This is a genomic window from Chryseobacterium sp. GW823-FHT05E08, from assembly GCF_058795655.1.
The window spans coordinates 497,561-512,199 of record NZ_JBXAHY010000003.1; the positions used below are offsets into that span (position 1 = coordinate 497,561).

The window sequence follows — 14,639 nt, forward strand, 5'->3', positions numbered from 1 at the left end:
AAAATTACAAAAAAACATCCAACATTATTTTAATTAACATTTTTTTACGATAATTCCCTTTTCCAAATTGTTAAAAACGCATTTTATTATATGATATTTTTAGTATTTTTGAATTGCTATTAAAATAAACTATGGAAGTTCTAAAAAACAAAAAAACACTTCAGGATTTCATTGAAAGACAGAAAGAAATGGGTAAAAGGATAGGTTTTGCACCTACGATGGGGGCTTTGCATAATGGCCATTTATCTCTGTATGAGGCAGCTAGAAAAGAAAACGACCTTGTCATTTCTTCAATTTTTGTGAACCCTACTCAGTTTAATAATCCTGAAGATCTTGAAAAATACCCACGAGATATTAATAGAGATGTCTTAATTTTAAAAAATTCAGGGCTTGTAGATGCCGTTTATATTCCAAATGTTGAAGATATTTACCCTGAAAAAGCAGTAAGCCAGCATTATGATTATGATGGATTGGAGAATGAAATGGAGGGAAAATCCAGACCGGGGCATTTTGACGGCGTAGGAACTGTTGTAGAAGAGCTTTTCAATCAGGTAAAACCAGACAACGCTTATTTTGGTGAAAAAGACTTCCAACAACTGGCTATTATCAAAAAAATGGTCGAAAAGAAGCAATTGACGGTAAAAATAAAAGGAGTTCCTATTTATAGAGCAGAAAATGGATTAGCATTAAGCTCAAGAAACCAAAGGCTTCATGAAGATAGAAGAGAGGCTTCAAAGGTTATTTTTGAAACTTTAAATAAAGTAAATGATTGGTTCAGAGTTGTAACGATTCCGGAGATCAAAGAAAGAGTTCAGGATATTATGGATCATCAGCAAGGCATGCAGTTGGAATATTTCCTTATTGCAGATGAAGAAACTTTAAAGGAAACAGATTTCTTTTATAAAGACAGAAATTTCAGAGCGTTTATTGTTGTAATGGTTGATGGTGTGAGATTGATCGACAATATGCATTTGGATTAAAAAATTTCATATAAAATATAAATAAGCGTTATCTTTTTTAAGTGACGCTTTTTTTATGTTTTAATTTAAAATTTATTATTGATGAAATGATGAAGATTAAATGCTTGTTTAAATAAATCCTAGGATATTAATTAAAAAGATTGATTTGTTCTTGAGTATATATAAAAAATCAAAGGCCACCGTTAGGAAGCCTTTGAACACCAAATCACAAAATATTAATATGAAAAAAATTTACTTTTCAGTAAACTTGTGACCCGGCTGGGATTCGAACCCAGGACCCATACATTAAAAGTGTATTGCTCTACCAGCTGAGCTACCGAGTCGGTCACTAAATTTTAAGATTGCAAAAGTATGAAAAATAATTCACATCTTAAAATAAAATTTCAATTTTCTTTGCAGTGCCTGCGACTGGATTCGAACCAGCACATCCTTAGGAAACCACCCCCTCAAGATGGCGTGTCTACCAATTTCACCACGCAGGCTAAAAAGAATTACAAAAATCTAGTAATCATTTTTTCGCTTGTGACCCGGCTGGGATTCGAACCCAGGACCCATACATTAAAAGTGTATTGCTCTACCAGCTGAGCTACCGAGTCGGTCACTTTATTATCAAGTTTTGTTGTGAGTAACGTCCCTTGTTTTGAGTGGTGCAAAGATATAGCTTTTTTTTATTTCTCAAAACTTTTTCGCAAATTTGTTTAAAATAAATTCATGATAATTTCACTGGTAGGATACATGGGGAGTGGCAAATCTCACATTTCCAAAATATTAAGCGAAAAAATAAATTTTAAATTAATTGACCTAGATAAAGAGATTTCTAGGCGAAATAAATTAACCATTCCTGAAATATTCGAAAAAAAGGGAGAAATCCACTTTAGAAAGCTGGAAAGAGAAACTTTGGAAGAGCTCTTGGCTACGGAAGAAAATCTTGTTTTAAGCCTGGGTGGAGGAACTCCTGTTTATTACAATAACATGGAAATTGTAAATCTTAACTCTAAGAGTGTATTTTTAAGAGCTTCAATTCAAACTTTATCAGAAAGGATTTCAAAACAAAAAGAGAAAAGGCCAATAATAGCCAACATTTCGGATGAAAACCTTTCTGAGTTTATTGCTAAGCATTTATTCGAAAGAAACGAATTCTACAGCAAAGCACAGTTTAATATCATTACAGATTCGCGAGAACCGGAAGATATCGTTAATGAAATCATTGAAAAACTATATTTATAAGTCTTTTTCATTTTTTTCATCTTCGTTTGAATCGTTGGAGTCACCTGTTTCGCCAAAAAAGTCATCCCAGTCTGTGAAATCTCCGGAAATATCATTTCCAGAATATTCATCCATGTCTCGTCTGTCTTTTTTGGTGGGTCTTCCCTCTCCTCTGGTTCTGTAATAATCCTGGGTCATTTTACGCAGTTTGAGTGTTTCATACTGCTCTTTATCAGTCATATCTTTGATATGAAGCGGAACCAACTTGGCGCCCATTCTGCTTTTAGGAATCTGGATGACCTTAATTTTGTAATCAATCTGATTTTTACGGATTTTAATGACATCTCCTTCCTTCACCTCTTTAGAAGACTTTACAACCGATTCGCCAATGGAAACTCTATTTTTCTTAATCTCCTCAGTAGCAATGGTTCTGGTCTTATAAAAACGAATGCTCCATAAAAATTTATCTATTCTCATAATTTTTTATACTTTTGTCGTTATATTATTTGTAAAGTAATCAAAGTTTTTTGAAATGAAAAAAATATTTTTATATATCCTTGCGGGATCACTGTGCTTTTCTGCTTGTAAAAAGGATGATGATGTTGAAACTTATGTAGAACCAGAAGACATCGCAGTACAAAATACCTATGACGACCAGTCTATTGATAAGTTTTTAGATGCTAATTATTTAGACACCCAAGGAAATATAAAGGCTTTCAGCGCAACAGATACAGCTGATGATCATCAAACAAAACTAAGTGCTATGATTCCTGCTCCTGTAAAATTGCCTTCAGGTGTAGTTTATATCGTAAAAGCTAATGCACAACCTACAACAGGTACAACAATTGGTGCTACAGATATTACTAGAACAATGATGAGAGCTAGAACTTATCTTGGAGCTAACACAGACGGAAATGTTGCTTTCATCTCAGGAACTGATATGACAGGATACAATACAATTGACGGGTCTGGTTCACCTGTAATAGATCCTAAATTCTATTATATTGCAGATAATGATCCTTTGATAACAGCTGCAACAACTGACGCTGCGAAACAAAAGAGCTATTATGTAATCGAAGGTTATAATGAAGCTTTACAAAAATTTAAAGCTTTTAATCAGACTGATGGTTCTCCTTACAACTTACAAGGTGTAATTATTGTACCGTCAAGAGCTGCTTTTGCAAGGGATGCTCACTACAATTACAGTGGTTATTCGTTCAGAAACAGAACTTTCGTTTTCAACTTCCAGGTTTATAAAACGACTGCCAGATAAGAAATATTCAATCTATAAAATAATAAACCCGCTATGAAATTCGTAGCGGGTTTTATTTTTAAATTATTTTTAGTCGTTTAAGATCTTGCTTTCTGCTTTACATTCCCTAAAATATCCGGGAAATAAAGGTCTGCCAGATGATCAAACTCGTCACCTCTCATAAACATTGTGGCATCTACTTCTTCATATGAAGTTCTTCCTGCTGCTGCAATTAATTCGTTACAAGTGTGAAGCGTATTTTTATGAAAATGGTATACTCTTTCTGCTTTATCTGTAACATCAAGACCTTTGATCAACATCTTATCCTGTGTCGCAACTCCTGTCGGACATTTGTTGTTATTACACCTCAACGCCTGAATACAGCCTAAAGAAAACATAAACCCTCTCGCATTATTACACATATCTGCACCCATTGCAACGGCTCTCAGAATATCTAAACTTGTTAAGACTTTCCCGCTGGCAATCACTCTCAGTTTATCTCTTACATTATAACTGTTCAAGGTTCTGTTAACAAAGATCAAAGCTGGTTCTAAAGGCATTCCTACTCCATCAGAAAATTCTGGTGGTGCAGCTCCTGTTCCTCCTTCTGCTCCGTCGATTGTGATGAAATCAGGGTAGATTTTAAGAACATTCATTTGAACACAAATATCGTCAAACTCTTTGGTATCACCGATACATAATTTAAATCCAACAGGTTTTCCTCCGGAAAGCTCTCTCAATTGCTGAACAAACCTCAACAAACCTGCTGCATTAGAAAAAGCGGAATGAGAAGGCGGAGAAATAATCGTCATTCCCGGTGTGACGTGACGGATTTTTGCAATTTCAGGGGTATTTTTAACTCCCGGTAAAACTCCACCATGACCAGGTTTTGCACCTTGAGATAATTTAATTTCAATCATCTTCACATTCGGAAGATTGGAATATTTTGTAAATAATTCAGGGTTAAATTTTCCTTCATCATCTCTACATCCAAAATATCCGGTTCCGATTTGCCAGCAAAGGTCACCTCCTTCCAAATGGTGGGGAGAAATCCCTCCTTCACCTGTATTATGATAAAAATTTCCTTTTTTAGCACCTTTATTTAGAGAAATCTGAGCTCTATCGCTTAAAGCTCCAAAACTCATTGCCGAAATATTAAATAACGAAGCATGATAAGGTTGAGAACATTGCTCCCCTCCTACCCAAACTCTCGGCAGCTCTTCTGCAGGTGATTTTGCATAAATGGAATGTTTAATTCCTTCATATTTTCTATGATTAACTTCTAACTGAGTCCCAAAAGGCACAGTATCACTCAAGTTTTTGGCACGTCTGTACACTGCGGAACGTTGATTTCTTGGAAAAGGCTTTCCATCCGTCTCTCTTTCGATGAAATACTGCTGCATTTCAGGTGAAATACTCTCGAAAAAGTATCTGAAGTACCCAACAACAGGAAAGTTCCGTAAAATGGCGTGTTTCGACTGATAGGCGTTATATACGCCCAATGCATAGAACGCAGACAAAGAAATTGGTATCCAATAATCTGCCCGGATTAGTAAAGCTACAATCCATGCAACAATTACTAATACAATTCCCCAAGATAAAAACTTATCTCTCATAGAATGTAATATTTAAAAGTTAAAAATAAATTTAGTAGAAATTTTGCAAAGAGACTACACTTTTGCTAAAAAACTTTCATAAGAAGATTGCACAGAAACCGTGCCATCTGACAGGATTTTTTCTAAATTCAGAAATTCGATCTGGTTTACAGATGCTTGGTCAAAATCTTTTTGCACACGCACATAATTTTCTGTGAAGCCAAACATTTTGCCGTCTTTATTTTCATGCTCCCAAAGAACAGGAAGCGTTTTGCCTAATTGTGTTTGATAAAATGCCATTTTCTTCTTTTCGGAAAGGATTCTAAGCATTTTATTACGTTTTTTTCTTTCAGGAATCGGAACAACACCTTCCATACCCACAGCTTCTGTATTTTCTCTTTCAGAATAAGTGAAAACGTGTAAATATGTGATTGGAAGATCATTCAGAAAGTTATAGGTTTCCATGAATCTTTCCTCAGTTTCTCCCGGAAAACCAACAATTACATCAACTCCAATAGCCGCATCAGGCATTACCTCACGGATCTTATTGACTCTTTCGTTGTATAATTTCGTTAAATAACGACGCTTCATTTTTTTCAACAAATCATCGCATCCCGATTGTAACGGAATGTGAAAATGCGGAACAAAACTTTTACTTTTAGAAACCAATTCGATGCTTTCATCCTTTAAAAGATTCGGCTCGATGGAAGAAATACGGATTCTTTCGATCCCCTCAACCTGATCAAGCTCTGAAATTAAGTCTAAAAAAGTATGTTCGTGTCTTTTGTTTCCGAATTCGCCTTTTCCGTAATCACCGATGTTTACACCTGTAAGAACGATTTCTTTGATGTCTCTTGCAGCAATTTCTTTGGCATTTTTCAGAACATTTTCGATGGTATCTGAACGGGAAATCCCTCTAGCTAAAGGAATTGTACAATACGTACATTTATAATCGCAACCATCCTGAACTTTCAAAAAAGCTCTGGTTCTATCTCCAATTGAGTAACTTCCGATAAAGAAATCAGTTTCTTCAATTTCACAAGAATGAACAACTCCTTCGCTTTCAGATTTTTCTAAATCATCCAAATAACTCAGAATATTGAATTTTTCTTTGGCCCCAAGAACCAAATCAACACCAGTAATTTGTGAAATTTCTTCAGGCTTCAACTGTGCATAACATCCAACAATTACAACCAGCCCTTCCGGATTGGCTTTCATCGCTCTTTTTACGTGAAGTTTGCACTCACGGTCTGCGTTCTCAGTTACCGAACACGTATTGATTACATAAATATCCGCTCTATCATCAAAACTTACCTTATCATAACCGGCATCTGTTAATTGACGGGCAATAGTAGATGTTTCCGCAAAGTTTAATTTGCAGCCGAGTGTATGAAAAGCGGCAGTTCTATGAAAATGGGACATTGAGTATTCCTGATTTTTTATGGGTGCAAAGATAGTAATTTAAATAAAAACTCTGAATTGATTCAGTCTATTGTTTATATTCGTCCCTCACTTCCGTACTATTTTGAAAACAAACAGGTGATGAATTTGAATTAAAATCCCTCTCAGAGAATTTATCTTTCATTTCAGAATTAAATTCATGGGATTTATTTCTGGCAATAGAAAGTGTTTTCCAATCATCATTTTTCATCATTTTGGCGATGTAAACGATCTGCCCAATATGATAAGGATAATGAGCCATCTGACGGAAAACCGCATCTATAACCAACTGAGGTTCGCCTCTTATATAAAGTGTAGCATATAAATTTTCGTCATTAATTTGGTTTAAAGCATCTAAAAAGCATTTCCAGCCTTTTTCCCAGAAGTCTAGGATTTCCGTTTTAGTTTTAAAATTATTTACAAATTCTTCATCGCGGTTTCGCCAGCTTTTTTCGCCGTCTTCCGTTAAAAAATTTGTCCATCGGGAGAGCATATTTCCTCCAAGATGCTTTACAATGACCGCAATCGAATTACTTTCTTCATTAAACTGCCAAAAGATCTGCTCTTCAGAAAGTTGCTCAAATGTTTTGTCACCAAGAGATTTATAATATTCGAAACGTTTGATAAATAGCTCTTTCATATCATTTAAAATAAAAACCAAGTTAATAATTTTCGCGTATATTACATAAATGGAAATTATGAATTGTAAGATCAGTCATTTTATGAAAGATTTAAATTCTTTAAAAACAGAACAGCTTGAAAAATGGTTTACCGATGAAAGTATTATCTGGATTCCACCTTCCAAAGAAATTTCGGGTAAAAACAGAATTTTAGCTTTGTTCAGGGCAATTTTTAGGCGTTATGAAAATATCGAATGGCGAGTTTCCGAGATCTTTCCATTAGGAAATGGAAAATATTTTTATCAGACCAATTCTTTAGGAAATATGTCAGGAAAAGGCACTTACGAAAATGAAATATGTACAATTATTCAGTTTTCAGACTGCGGAAAAATATTATATCTCTCTGATTATTTTAAAGATACAAAAGTATTTAACTAAAAAACCATCTCGTTAAAGATGGTTTTATTTTTATATTGATGATTTAATTATTCTCGGTTTTTAACCATTACCCATCCTGTATATTTGAATAGGGTATTCTTTTTATCTTTTTCATTCCATGATACGGAATACCAATAATTTCCTGTAGGAACTTTCATTCCTCCATTTGTAGTTCCATTCCATTTATAACCGTTAAATTTATCCGCCTGGAAAATTTTAGATCCATATCTGTCGAAAATATTGAAGACCAGATTTTGTTTTGCTGCCAATGCGGAATAATCAATCACATCATTTATTCCGTCGCCGTTTGGTGTGATGACGTTAATAAGATTCGGAACAACAATCGTAATAGTAATCGGTTCGCAATCATAAGCATCTTTTACATAAATCATATTATCACCTCTTGGAACATTCGTAAAAATATTAGAATCCTGCCAAGTGATATTGTCTATTGAATATTTGTATGGAGCAGTTCCGCCCATCACGGCAATCGTAACCGTATTTGTTGAAATGTCAACACTGGAAATTACAGGCTGCTCGGAAGCATACACTTTTACCGTTTGAGTTGTGATACAGTCACCTGTTTTTAGCTTAACCCAATAGGTTCCAACGCCAACATTAGTAATAGATTGAGTCGTAGCGCCCGTACTCCATTGATAAGAACTGAATCCAGATCCGGCATCCAATGTTGTTTTATCTTCCATACAGATTATTTTATCTTTTAAAACTGTAGAATAGACTGGAGCTATTACGATTAAAGTAACTTTAGCAATGGCAAAACAGCTGTTTCCGTTCGTTACTTTTATGTAAACAACGCCACTTGGAGCGATATATGCAGCTGCTAGTGTCGCAGGAATTTCATTTGTACCGTTCAATGCGTCAGTTAATGATGGATAATATTTTTTGGTAATTCCTCCCTGTGTTGTAACCGAAGCATTGGTAAGGTTAAATAATGCTGTTGAAGGATTGGTTTCGATAAAACAAGATCTCAGCGTTGCATCATTTACGACAACAACTGGGAAAAACTTCAATGTGATGACCGCAGTTGCGATACATCCAAATTGAGACGTTATTTTCACATACACTGTACCTTCTGCTGCAACATAAGCTGTAAAATTCATGATTTCATTAGTTCCTGCATTAAGGTCAGTGAGTGTAGGATAATATTTCTTAGTTGCAGTCGGATCTCCAAAAACGGCCGCTGTTGTAAGATTAAATGTTCCTAACCCCTCATTGTTATTATTACAGGCAAATAAATTAACATTCGTTCCCGTAATATTTCCCATCTTAAATTTGAATGCACCAACCTGTCGACAGGAATTGATAGGGTTTGTAGGATTAGTAGGATCCAGATAATGAATACTGTAATAATAAGTAGTCGTTGTATTAACCGTAATTGGCGTTAAAATAGGATTTGTCCCCGAAAGTGCATTATTTTGTGTAGTATGATAACTGATCAGGAAATTCGGATTATTATTAAGAATTCCCGCTGATAAAGTCGTGAAATCAAAAATCGCAGGATTATTACATACAACAACCTCTCTCGGATCTGCTGGGTTTGCGGCAGGCAGTCCCGGAGCTACAAACGGATGAGGCTGTATCGTAGGATCTGTAAATGGTGAAGCTAAAGTAGCCGTTCCTCCCCAAGTTAAAGAAAATGGAGCCATTGTAGGATTAATCCCATCAACCCAGTTATCTATATATAAATAATAAGTCTGTCCCGGCAGAACATCCAAATATTTGCAATAAGGTGTTAATGAACCTCCTGCAGCATTTGTAAGCGTGCTTGTCATATTCAATCCTGTAGATGCGCCGACTCCGATTACGGTTGCTGCATTACAACGAATTGGTGAACCCAAACTTCCGCAGGTAACGTTTGGACCATAAACTGCCCAATCGTAATCTGCTGCAGGATCATTCGGAACCAGATCAAAAGTAAGCGTTCCTCCTGTAGCAATCGTGAATTTGTACCAAATCGAATTATGTTCACCTGTCGTTAAACATCCTCCCAAACTTTCATTGACAGCGCCAATTCCCAAAGGAGAATAAGTGATACTCGAGTTTCCACAAACCGACAATGCAGATGTACAATCTGCTTGTGAAAAAAAGGTCTGTGAAATAAATAAGAGAAGAAATAGTAGAGTTTTTTTCATATATTTTTTTTCAATGGTTATTAATTTAAATGTTTGTAAGACAGTGGATATCAAATATAAACATTTTTTCAATCAATAATAACAATATTCAAAAAAAATAATACATTTAAATGTGAAAAATTAAAAATTATTCAAGATTTAAAAAGAAAACAACAATGATTATTTTATACTCGTAATATTTCCGCAAAGGTTTTCAAGATGAAAGATCTTATGGAAAGGACTTTTTACTTCATTCAAATGTTCTTTATCCTGAATGAAAGTATATCGGGAAGCAATGGAATTCATATCAGAAACAATTACGAGCCAACATTCGTCCACAGAAGTATCGTAATATGGAAATTTTTCGTTTTTCTTTTCTATTAATTCTAAAATTTTCTCGGAACAAAGCTCATCAAACAAATTCATGTTATACTCATGAGTGATGAAAACATTTCTGCGATGAAAAGATTTTCTGATACTTTTTACACAGCCGAAAGGTTTTCCTTTTTTAATACTTTTATAAATATTCAGAATATTTTCCTCCTGTTCTTCCAGACGTTCAAACTTAATATTAGGGTGAAATCCTAAAAAATAAACACCACGATATTTCGTAGTGTCTTCATGTTCTAATAATATTTCTGCCTGACGAAACATCTTGTTAAGATTACTTTCCACCTTCTTCATTTCCAAATGGTTGATGACTTCGGTTAATTCTATTCCGATTTTTTTGTCGTTGAATTTTGCGATAAAGTCTGGACTTTCGCAGGTAAGATCTTCAAATTTAACTTCAGGAAAATGGTGCATGAAAGAATTAAGAAGCAAGATTTCGGCTTTCTTCTTGTACTTTTCGCGGTCATGAAGCGGAGACTCATCTATCGTACGGTGATACTTCTCCATCGGCTTTTTTTTCAAATGTCGATTCAGGTAGTATAAACTCAGATTTTTGATCAGATCTTCATCGGAAAATACCTTTTTCATGACTTCTTTTTTATTATGTTAAACAACAAATATCCGCTACGATTTCACTAATAAAGTTTTTGATTATCAATTTCTTACACTTAAAGGTAAGCAAAAAAACTATTCAGAAGATGCTTTTAAAAATAATTTATTATATAATTAATGTAGAGTTTATTTTCATAATCGATACATTTGTTTTTCGATTACAAAAAAAAACATTAATGTATGGATTTTAAAAATTTTAAAATGCCGTTTGGTATTAATCCTCAATATTCTAAAAAAGTTGCCTATTTCTCAATGGAATTTGCCCTTGAGCAGGTCTTAAAAATATATTCGGGAGGTTTGGGTTTCTTGGCAGGTTCTCACATGAGAAGTGCTTATAATTTAAAGCAAGACCTTATTGGGATCGGGATTCTCTGGAAATTCGGATATTATGATCAGGCAAGAAATCATGATCAGACTTTACAGCCAACTTGGACAAAAAAAATGTACAGTTTCCTTGAAGATACGGGAATAAAATTTCAAATTGAAATTCACAGCGCGCCTGTTTGGGTGAAGGTTTGGTATTTAGATCCTGAAACTTTCAACACCGCACCTATGTTTTTCCTTTCAACGGATGTCCCTGAAAATGACCACATTTCTAAAACAATTTCTCATAGATTATATGACGCCAATGAGTCTACAAAGCTTGCACAATACATTTTATTAGGAAAAGGCGGCGCAAAATTAATAGATGAAATGAATCTTGAAAGAGATACTTATCATCTTAACGAGGCACACGGACTTCCTGCGGCTTTCCATTTATTGAAAAAATATAAAGGAGATCTTAATAAAGTGAAAGAGAAATTAGTTTTCACGACTCACACGCCTGAAGAAGCTGGAAATGAGAAACATAATATGAAATTATGTTACGATATGTCCTATTTTTCAGGTTTCAGCATGGAAGAAGTAAAAAGTATTGAAGGTTTTGATGATGACCGTTTCAACCATTCGCTTTGTGCTTTGAAAATGGCGAAAGTTGCCAACGGAGTTTCCCAACTTCATGGAGTCGTTTCCAGAGCAATGTGGAGCAAATATCCGGGAATTTGTGAAATAACTTCAATCACCAATGCTCAGGAATTCAAGTATTGGTCGGACAAACCGCTGTATAATTCTAAAGATGAAAACAACGAAATTGTATTTGATTACCGTAAAAAACATTTAAAAAAGAGGCTTTTCAAAATCGTTGCAGACCAAACGGGAAATTTATTTAATCCAAATATCTTCACAATCGTTTGGGCTAGAAGATTTGCTGGTTACAAGCGTGCTGACTTACTTTTACACGATAAAGACAGGTTTTATAAATTATTAAATAATCCAAAATATCCTGTACAGATTATCTGGGCCGGAAAGCCTTATCCGATGGATTACTCTGCAATTTCTACTTTCAATACATTGGTTGAAGAAAGTAAAAACCATAAAAATATGGCGGTTCTTACAGGTTATGAACTTTCATTGAGTAAATCTTTAAAACAAGGTTCTGATCTTTGGTTAAACAACCCAAGAGTTCCTAGAGAAGCATCAGGAACGTCAGGAATGACGGCAGCAATGAACGGTTCTGTAAACCTTTCAACAGACGATGGCTGGATTCCAGAATTCGCGAAACACGGAGAAAACTCGTTCGTAGTTCCAAAATGTGATTATGAAAAAATGAGTATTTATGAACAGGATAATTATGATTTGAATAAATTATATGAAATCCTTGAAAATGAGATTCTTCCAACGTATTACGACAATCCTAATAAATGGAGAAAAATTCAGCACAACTCGATGAATGATGTTAAAGATCAGTTCAATAGCGATCGAATGGCTGATGAATATTATAAAAACCTTTACAATTATAAAGGATAAAATTTATTTTTAAACCATAAAAAAATTCCGTGAAAAATCTTCACGGAATTTTTATTTGTATTAATCTTTTTTCTTTTTAGGTACTTTTAAACCTTGTTCTTTGGCTTCAGAAATACCGATGGCAATCGCCTGTTTTCTGTCCGTCACTTTTTCTCCGGAAGAAGATTTCAGTTTTCCTTCCTTGAATTCGTGCATTACTTTTCCTACTTTGTCCTGAGCTTTATCTGAATATTTTGTTTTGCTCATGATCCTATTTTTAAGATTTTGGTAACGTAACTCCTAATTCATAAACATCAGCATGCTTCAAATACTTTGAGCGCTCTCTTGAAGTCACCGATTCTAGATGATCATTTTTAATCACAATAATCGGGTCTTCAGTATTTTCAATTTCAAAATTGGCAAAATATCTTTCGTCGGGGCTCGTTTTATCGTTACTAGCCTTTATTTTTTGTAATTCGTCGGCATATTTTCTAAATCCGGGATCGGAAGAGTGGATAAATTTATATTCTTCACCAGCATACACATAAAAATGAAGTTTTTTCTCAATAAGTCCGGCTTCATCTGTAATTTGAGGATTATCATTTCCGTCTTTAAAAGCTACTTCTACCAGAGTTCCTCCTTTTTTTTGCGCACAGTCTTCAGCATCTTTAAAGCTTGAAAAACCTGTGTATACAATTTGATCACTCAAAACATAACGGTTAAGTTTCTGATCGTATGCATTCGTTTCCATAATTATTATTTTAAATTGATTGATATAATGATACATTCAATTTTTTTGCCAAACAGAACCTATTTTGCTAATATTTAGTAAATATTTCAGAAGATTCTTGAACTGAATATAAACTGTGAATTTTCAACCATTAATTCGATATCTTTAAAAATTAATTAATTAAATTAAAAATATTCATTTAAACAATTAAATTTGCAGACTAAAATTTTGACGATATGAAATTAAATTTTATTTTTTCTATTTTTCTATCACTAACAGCCGTATTGGGTAAGGCTCAAAGAATTGATGCAGAAAACATTTCTTTTCAAATATTAAAAGAACCTACAAATGCCATAGAAGCTCAAAACAGAAACTTCTCGGTAGTCGTAAATTCACCTTACAACATCACAAAAGAAAATGTGGTGGCAGATGCTAAGGCTAATTTCCAAAAAAGTGTTGATAATTATGACCAAAGCGTTACAGATGCAAAACTTCAGCACGAAGAAAGGCTAAAAGAGTACGATCTTGAAGTAAAAAAACTTCAGGAAAAATACAAAATCGAATCTGCGGAATATAACAAGTTGAAAACCGTTGAAAAAATTGCGATGAATGCAACTCCTCCGGTTTTGAGAATTCCATCTCGTCCACAGTTGAATGTACCACAAAAACCTGTTTACACTGAACCTGATTTAAGAAATGCTTTGATTGTTGACAACAAAGTTCTTGCTTCACAAATCAACATCGACGGATTTTCAAGAGGCGGAAATTACATCGAAATTTCTGTAAACATGGAAAGAACAAACTTTCAGGATAACGCAGGAAAATCTTTTGCAAATCAACCTACAAAATTGGTTGTAAAGCAAAACGGTGTTGTAAAAATCGACAAAACCTTATTCTCTGATTTTGAAGAAATTGCATCAAGTCCAACAAACGAAATTAATTTAAGTGTTCACGAAAAAAATTATCTTCAAAAAGTAATCAATAGAATTAATGACATCTTAGCTGAGAATTTTGCGTATTCAAAAATCATTTCAACGGTAAAACTGGAGAATGTAAAAAATAAAGGAGATTATGACAATTTAGATAAAGCATACATCTACGTAACAACCAATCTTAAAAAAATGCAGGCAAAACCGGATTACGCCCCAAACAAAGCTGCTTTTGAAAACTTAAACAAAGGTGTTGAGATCTGGAAAAGTACTTTATTAAAAATTGATTACAACGATAAAAAAGCAATATTCAACGGTAAAATTGCAACTTATATTTATATGAATTTAATTCGTTTGAATATTGCATTAGGAAACAAAGCTGAAGCTGAAAAATATTTAAATGAAATGCAGGAACATCTTGTTGACCTAAAATTATCTTGGGATCAAAATAACGAACTAAAAGCTCTTGAACTAAAAATCTATAACTAATT

Annotated in this window: 14 protein-coding genes and 3 tRNA genes; 6 read left to right on the plus strand and 11 right to left on the minus strand. The window is 34.2% G+C overall.

Going from position 1 to position 14,639, the window contains the following annotated elements; translation table 11 throughout:
- Positions 1 to 131: 131 nt before the first annotated feature.
- A complete protein-coding gene (gene panC, locus AC1Q7L_RS12670; protein ID WP_410692903.1) occupies positions 132 to 980 on the plus strand; it encodes a pantoate--beta-alanine ligase in 849 nt (282 codons plus the stop codon).
- A 250-nt stretch (positions 981 to 1,230) separates the two neighbouring features.
- Here the strand turns inward: panC and AC1Q7L_RS12675 are convergent.
- From AC1Q7L_RS12675 to AC1Q7L_RS12685, 3 genes are all read right to left on the minus strand, one after another.
- Positions 1,231 to 1,303: transfer RNA gene (locus AC1Q7L_RS12675), tRNA-Lys, on the minus strand.
- A gap of 76 nt (positions 1,304 to 1,379) precedes the next feature.
- Positions 1,380 to 1,462, minus strand: a tRNA-Leu gene (locus tag AC1Q7L_RS12680).
- Between the two features lie 41 nt (positions 1,463 to 1,503).
- A tRNA-Lys gene (locus AC1Q7L_RS12685) sits at positions 1,504 to 1,576 on the minus strand.
- A 115-nt stretch (positions 1,577 to 1,691) separates the two neighbouring features.
- Here AC1Q7L_RS12685 and AC1Q7L_RS12690 point away from each other — a divergent pair.
- Positions 1,692 to 2,207, plus strand: a complete 516-nt coding sequence (locus AC1Q7L_RS12690) for a shikimate kinase (RefSeq protein ID WP_066751674.1) — start codon at positions 1,692 to 1,694, stop codon at positions 2,205 to 2,207.
- On the opposite strand, the gene AC1Q7L_RS12695 is transcribed toward AC1Q7L_RS12690, so the two are convergent.
- Positions 2,202 to 2,663: an RNA-binding S4 domain-containing protein gene (locus tag AC1Q7L_RS12695; RefSeq protein ID WP_492306251.1), complete on the minus strand. Its 462-nt coding sequence runs from the start codon at positions 2,661 to 2,663 to the stop codon at positions 2,202 to 2,204. The two genes, AC1Q7L_RS12690 and AC1Q7L_RS12695, sit on opposite strands and share 6 nt — an antisense overlap.
- Positions 2,664 to 2,718: 55 nt before the next feature.
- Here AC1Q7L_RS12695 and AC1Q7L_RS12700 point away from each other — a divergent pair, with 55 nt between their 5' ends.
- Positions 2,719 to 3,459, plus strand: a complete 741-nt coding sequence (locus tag AC1Q7L_RS12700; RefSeq protein ID WP_492306252.1) for a hypothetical protein — start codon at positions 2,719 to 2,721, stop codon at positions 3,457 to 3,459.
- Between the two features lie 77 nt (positions 3,460 to 3,536).
- Here AC1Q7L_RS12700 and AC1Q7L_RS12705 read toward each other — a convergent pair whose 3' ends face one another.
- The 3 genes from AC1Q7L_RS12705 to AC1Q7L_RS12715 form a co-directional block, all read right to left on the minus strand.
- Positions 3,537 to 5,054, minus strand: a complete 1,518-nt coding sequence (locus AC1Q7L_RS12705; protein WP_410692899.1) for an FMN-binding glutamate synthase family protein — start codon at positions 5,052 to 5,054, stop codon at positions 3,537 to 3,539.
- A gap of 54 nt (positions 5,055 to 5,108) precedes the next feature.
- Positions 5,109 to 6,455 carry a tRNA (N(6)-L-threonylcarbamoyladenosine(37)-C(2))-methylthiotransferase MtaB gene (mtaB, locus tag AC1Q7L_RS12710; RefSeq protein ID WP_492306253.1) on the minus strand — a complete coding sequence of 449 codons (1,347 nt, stop codon included), beginning with the start codon at positions 6,453 to 6,455 and terminating at the stop codon, positions 5,109 to 5,111.
- 67 nt (positions 6,456 to 6,522) lie between these two features.
- Entirely contained in the window at positions 6,523 to 7,113 is a 591-nt protein-coding gene (locus AC1Q7L_RS12715) for a DUF1572 family protein (RefSeq protein ID WP_492306254.1), read from the minus strand.
- A gap of 82 nt (positions 7,114 to 7,195) precedes the next feature.
- Here AC1Q7L_RS12715 and AC1Q7L_RS12720 point away from each other — a divergent pair, with 82 nt between their 5' ends.
- Positions 7,196 to 7,531, plus strand: coding sequence for a nuclear transport factor 2 family protein (locus AC1Q7L_RS12720; RefSeq protein ID WP_492329384.1), 336 nt, complete (start codon positions 7,196 to 7,198; stop codon positions 7,529 to 7,531).
- Positions 7,532 to 7,578: 47 nt separating this feature from the next.
- On the opposite strand, the gene AC1Q7L_RS12725 is transcribed toward AC1Q7L_RS12720, so the two are convergent.
- A complete protein-coding gene (locus AC1Q7L_RS12725) occupies positions 7,579 to 9,684 on the minus strand; it encodes an FIDD domain-containing protein (protein WP_492306255.1) in 2,106 nt (701 codons plus the stop codon).
- Positions 9,685 to 9,843: 159 nt separating this feature from the next.
- The gene (locus tag AC1Q7L_RS12730) at positions 9,844 to 10,641 is read right to left on the minus strand and encodes a hypothetical protein (protein WP_492306256.1); all 798 of its coding nucleotides are present in this window, start codon (positions 10,639 to 10,641) and stop codon (positions 9,844 to 9,846) included.
- Positions 10,642 to 10,845: 204 nt separating this feature from the next.
- Between AC1Q7L_RS12730 and glgP the strand changes: the two genes are divergently transcribed.
- Positions 10,846 to 12,510 (plus strand): alpha-glucan family phosphorylase, encoded by a 1,665-nt coding sequence (glgP, locus tag AC1Q7L_RS12735; protein ID WP_492306257.1) that lies wholly within the window; start codon positions 10,846 to 10,848, stop codon positions 12,508 to 12,510.
- A 60-nt stretch (positions 12,511 to 12,570) separates the two neighbouring features.
- Here the strand turns inward: glgP and AC1Q7L_RS12740 are convergent, their stop codons facing one another.
- Together AC1Q7L_RS12740 and AC1Q7L_RS12745 are read right to left on the minus strand one after the other, a co-directional pair.
- Positions 12,571 to 12,756 carry a DUF6496 domain-containing protein gene (locus tag AC1Q7L_RS12740; RefSeq protein ID WP_492306258.1) on the minus strand — a complete coding sequence of 62 codons (186 nt, stop codon included), beginning with the start codon at positions 12,754 to 12,756 and terminating at the stop codon, positions 12,571 to 12,573.
- A gap of 10 nt (positions 12,757 to 12,766) precedes the next feature.
- Complete coding sequence (locus AC1Q7L_RS12745) at positions 12,767 to 13,240, minus strand: hypothetical protein (RefSeq protein ID WP_410692891.1); 474 nt, start codon at positions 13,238 to 13,240, stop codon at positions 12,767 to 12,769.
- Positions 13,241 to 13,455: 215 nt separating this feature from the next.
- Here AC1Q7L_RS12745 and AC1Q7L_RS12750 point away from each other — a divergent pair, with 215 nt between their 5' ends.
- On the plus strand, positions 13,456 to 14,637 hold the full coding sequence (locus tag AC1Q7L_RS12750) for a hypothetical protein (protein ID WP_492306259.1): 1,182 nt from the start codon (positions 13,456 to 13,458) through the stop codon (positions 14,635 to 14,637).
- Positions 14,638 to 14,639 lie beyond the last annotated feature (2 nt).

Coding starts and splice junctions, on each gene's coding strand:
- panC (WP_410692903.1), top strand. CDS start 132: ATGGAAGTTCTAAAAAACAAAAAAACACTTCAGGATTTCATTGAAAGA.
- AC1Q7L_RS12690 (WP_066751674.1), top strand. CDS start 1,692: ATGATAATTTCACTGGTAGGATACATGGGGAGTGGCAAATCTCACATT.
- AC1Q7L_RS12695 (WP_492306251.1), bottom strand. CDS start 2,663: ATGAGAATAGATAAATTTTTATGGAGCATTCGTTTTTATAAGACCAGA.
- AC1Q7L_RS12700 (WP_492306252.1), top strand. CDS start 2,719: ATGAAAAAAATATTTTTATATATCCTTGCGGGATCACTGTGCTTTTCT.
- AC1Q7L_RS12705 (WP_410692899.1), bottom strand. CDS start 5,054: ATGAGAGATAAGTTTTTATCTTGGGGAATTGTATTAGTAATTGTTGCA.
- mtaB (WP_492306253.1), bottom strand. CDS start 6,455: ATGTCCCATTTTCATAGAACTGCCGCTTTTCATACACTCGGCTGCAAA.
- AC1Q7L_RS12715 (WP_492306254.1), bottom strand. CDS start 7,113: ATGAAAGAGCTATTTATCAAACGTTTCGAATATTATAAATCTCTTGGT.
- AC1Q7L_RS12720 (WP_492329384.1), top strand. CDS start 7,196: ATGAAAGATTTAAATTCTTTAAAAACAGAACAGCTTGAAAAATGGTTT.
- AC1Q7L_RS12725 (WP_492306255.1), bottom strand. CDS start 9,684: ATGAAAAAAACTCTACTATTTCTTCTCTTATTTATTTCACAGACCTTT.
- AC1Q7L_RS12730 (WP_492306256.1), bottom strand. CDS start 10,641: ATGAAAAAGGTATTTTCCGATGAAGATCTGATCAAAAATCTGAGTTTA.
- glgP (WP_492306257.1), top strand. CDS start 10,846: ATGGATTTTAAAAATTTTAAAATGCCGTTTGGTATTAATCCTCAATAT.
- AC1Q7L_RS12740 (WP_492306258.1), bottom strand. CDS start 12,756: ATGAGCAAAACAAAATATTCAGATAAAGCTCAGGACAAAGTAGGAAAA.
- AC1Q7L_RS12745 (WP_410692891.1), bottom strand. CDS start 13,240: ATGGAAACGAATGCATACGATCAGAAACTTAACCGTTATGTTTTGAGT.
- AC1Q7L_RS12750 (WP_492306259.1), top strand. CDS start 13,456: ATGAAATTAAATTTTATTTTTTCTATTTTTCTATCACTAACAGCCGTA.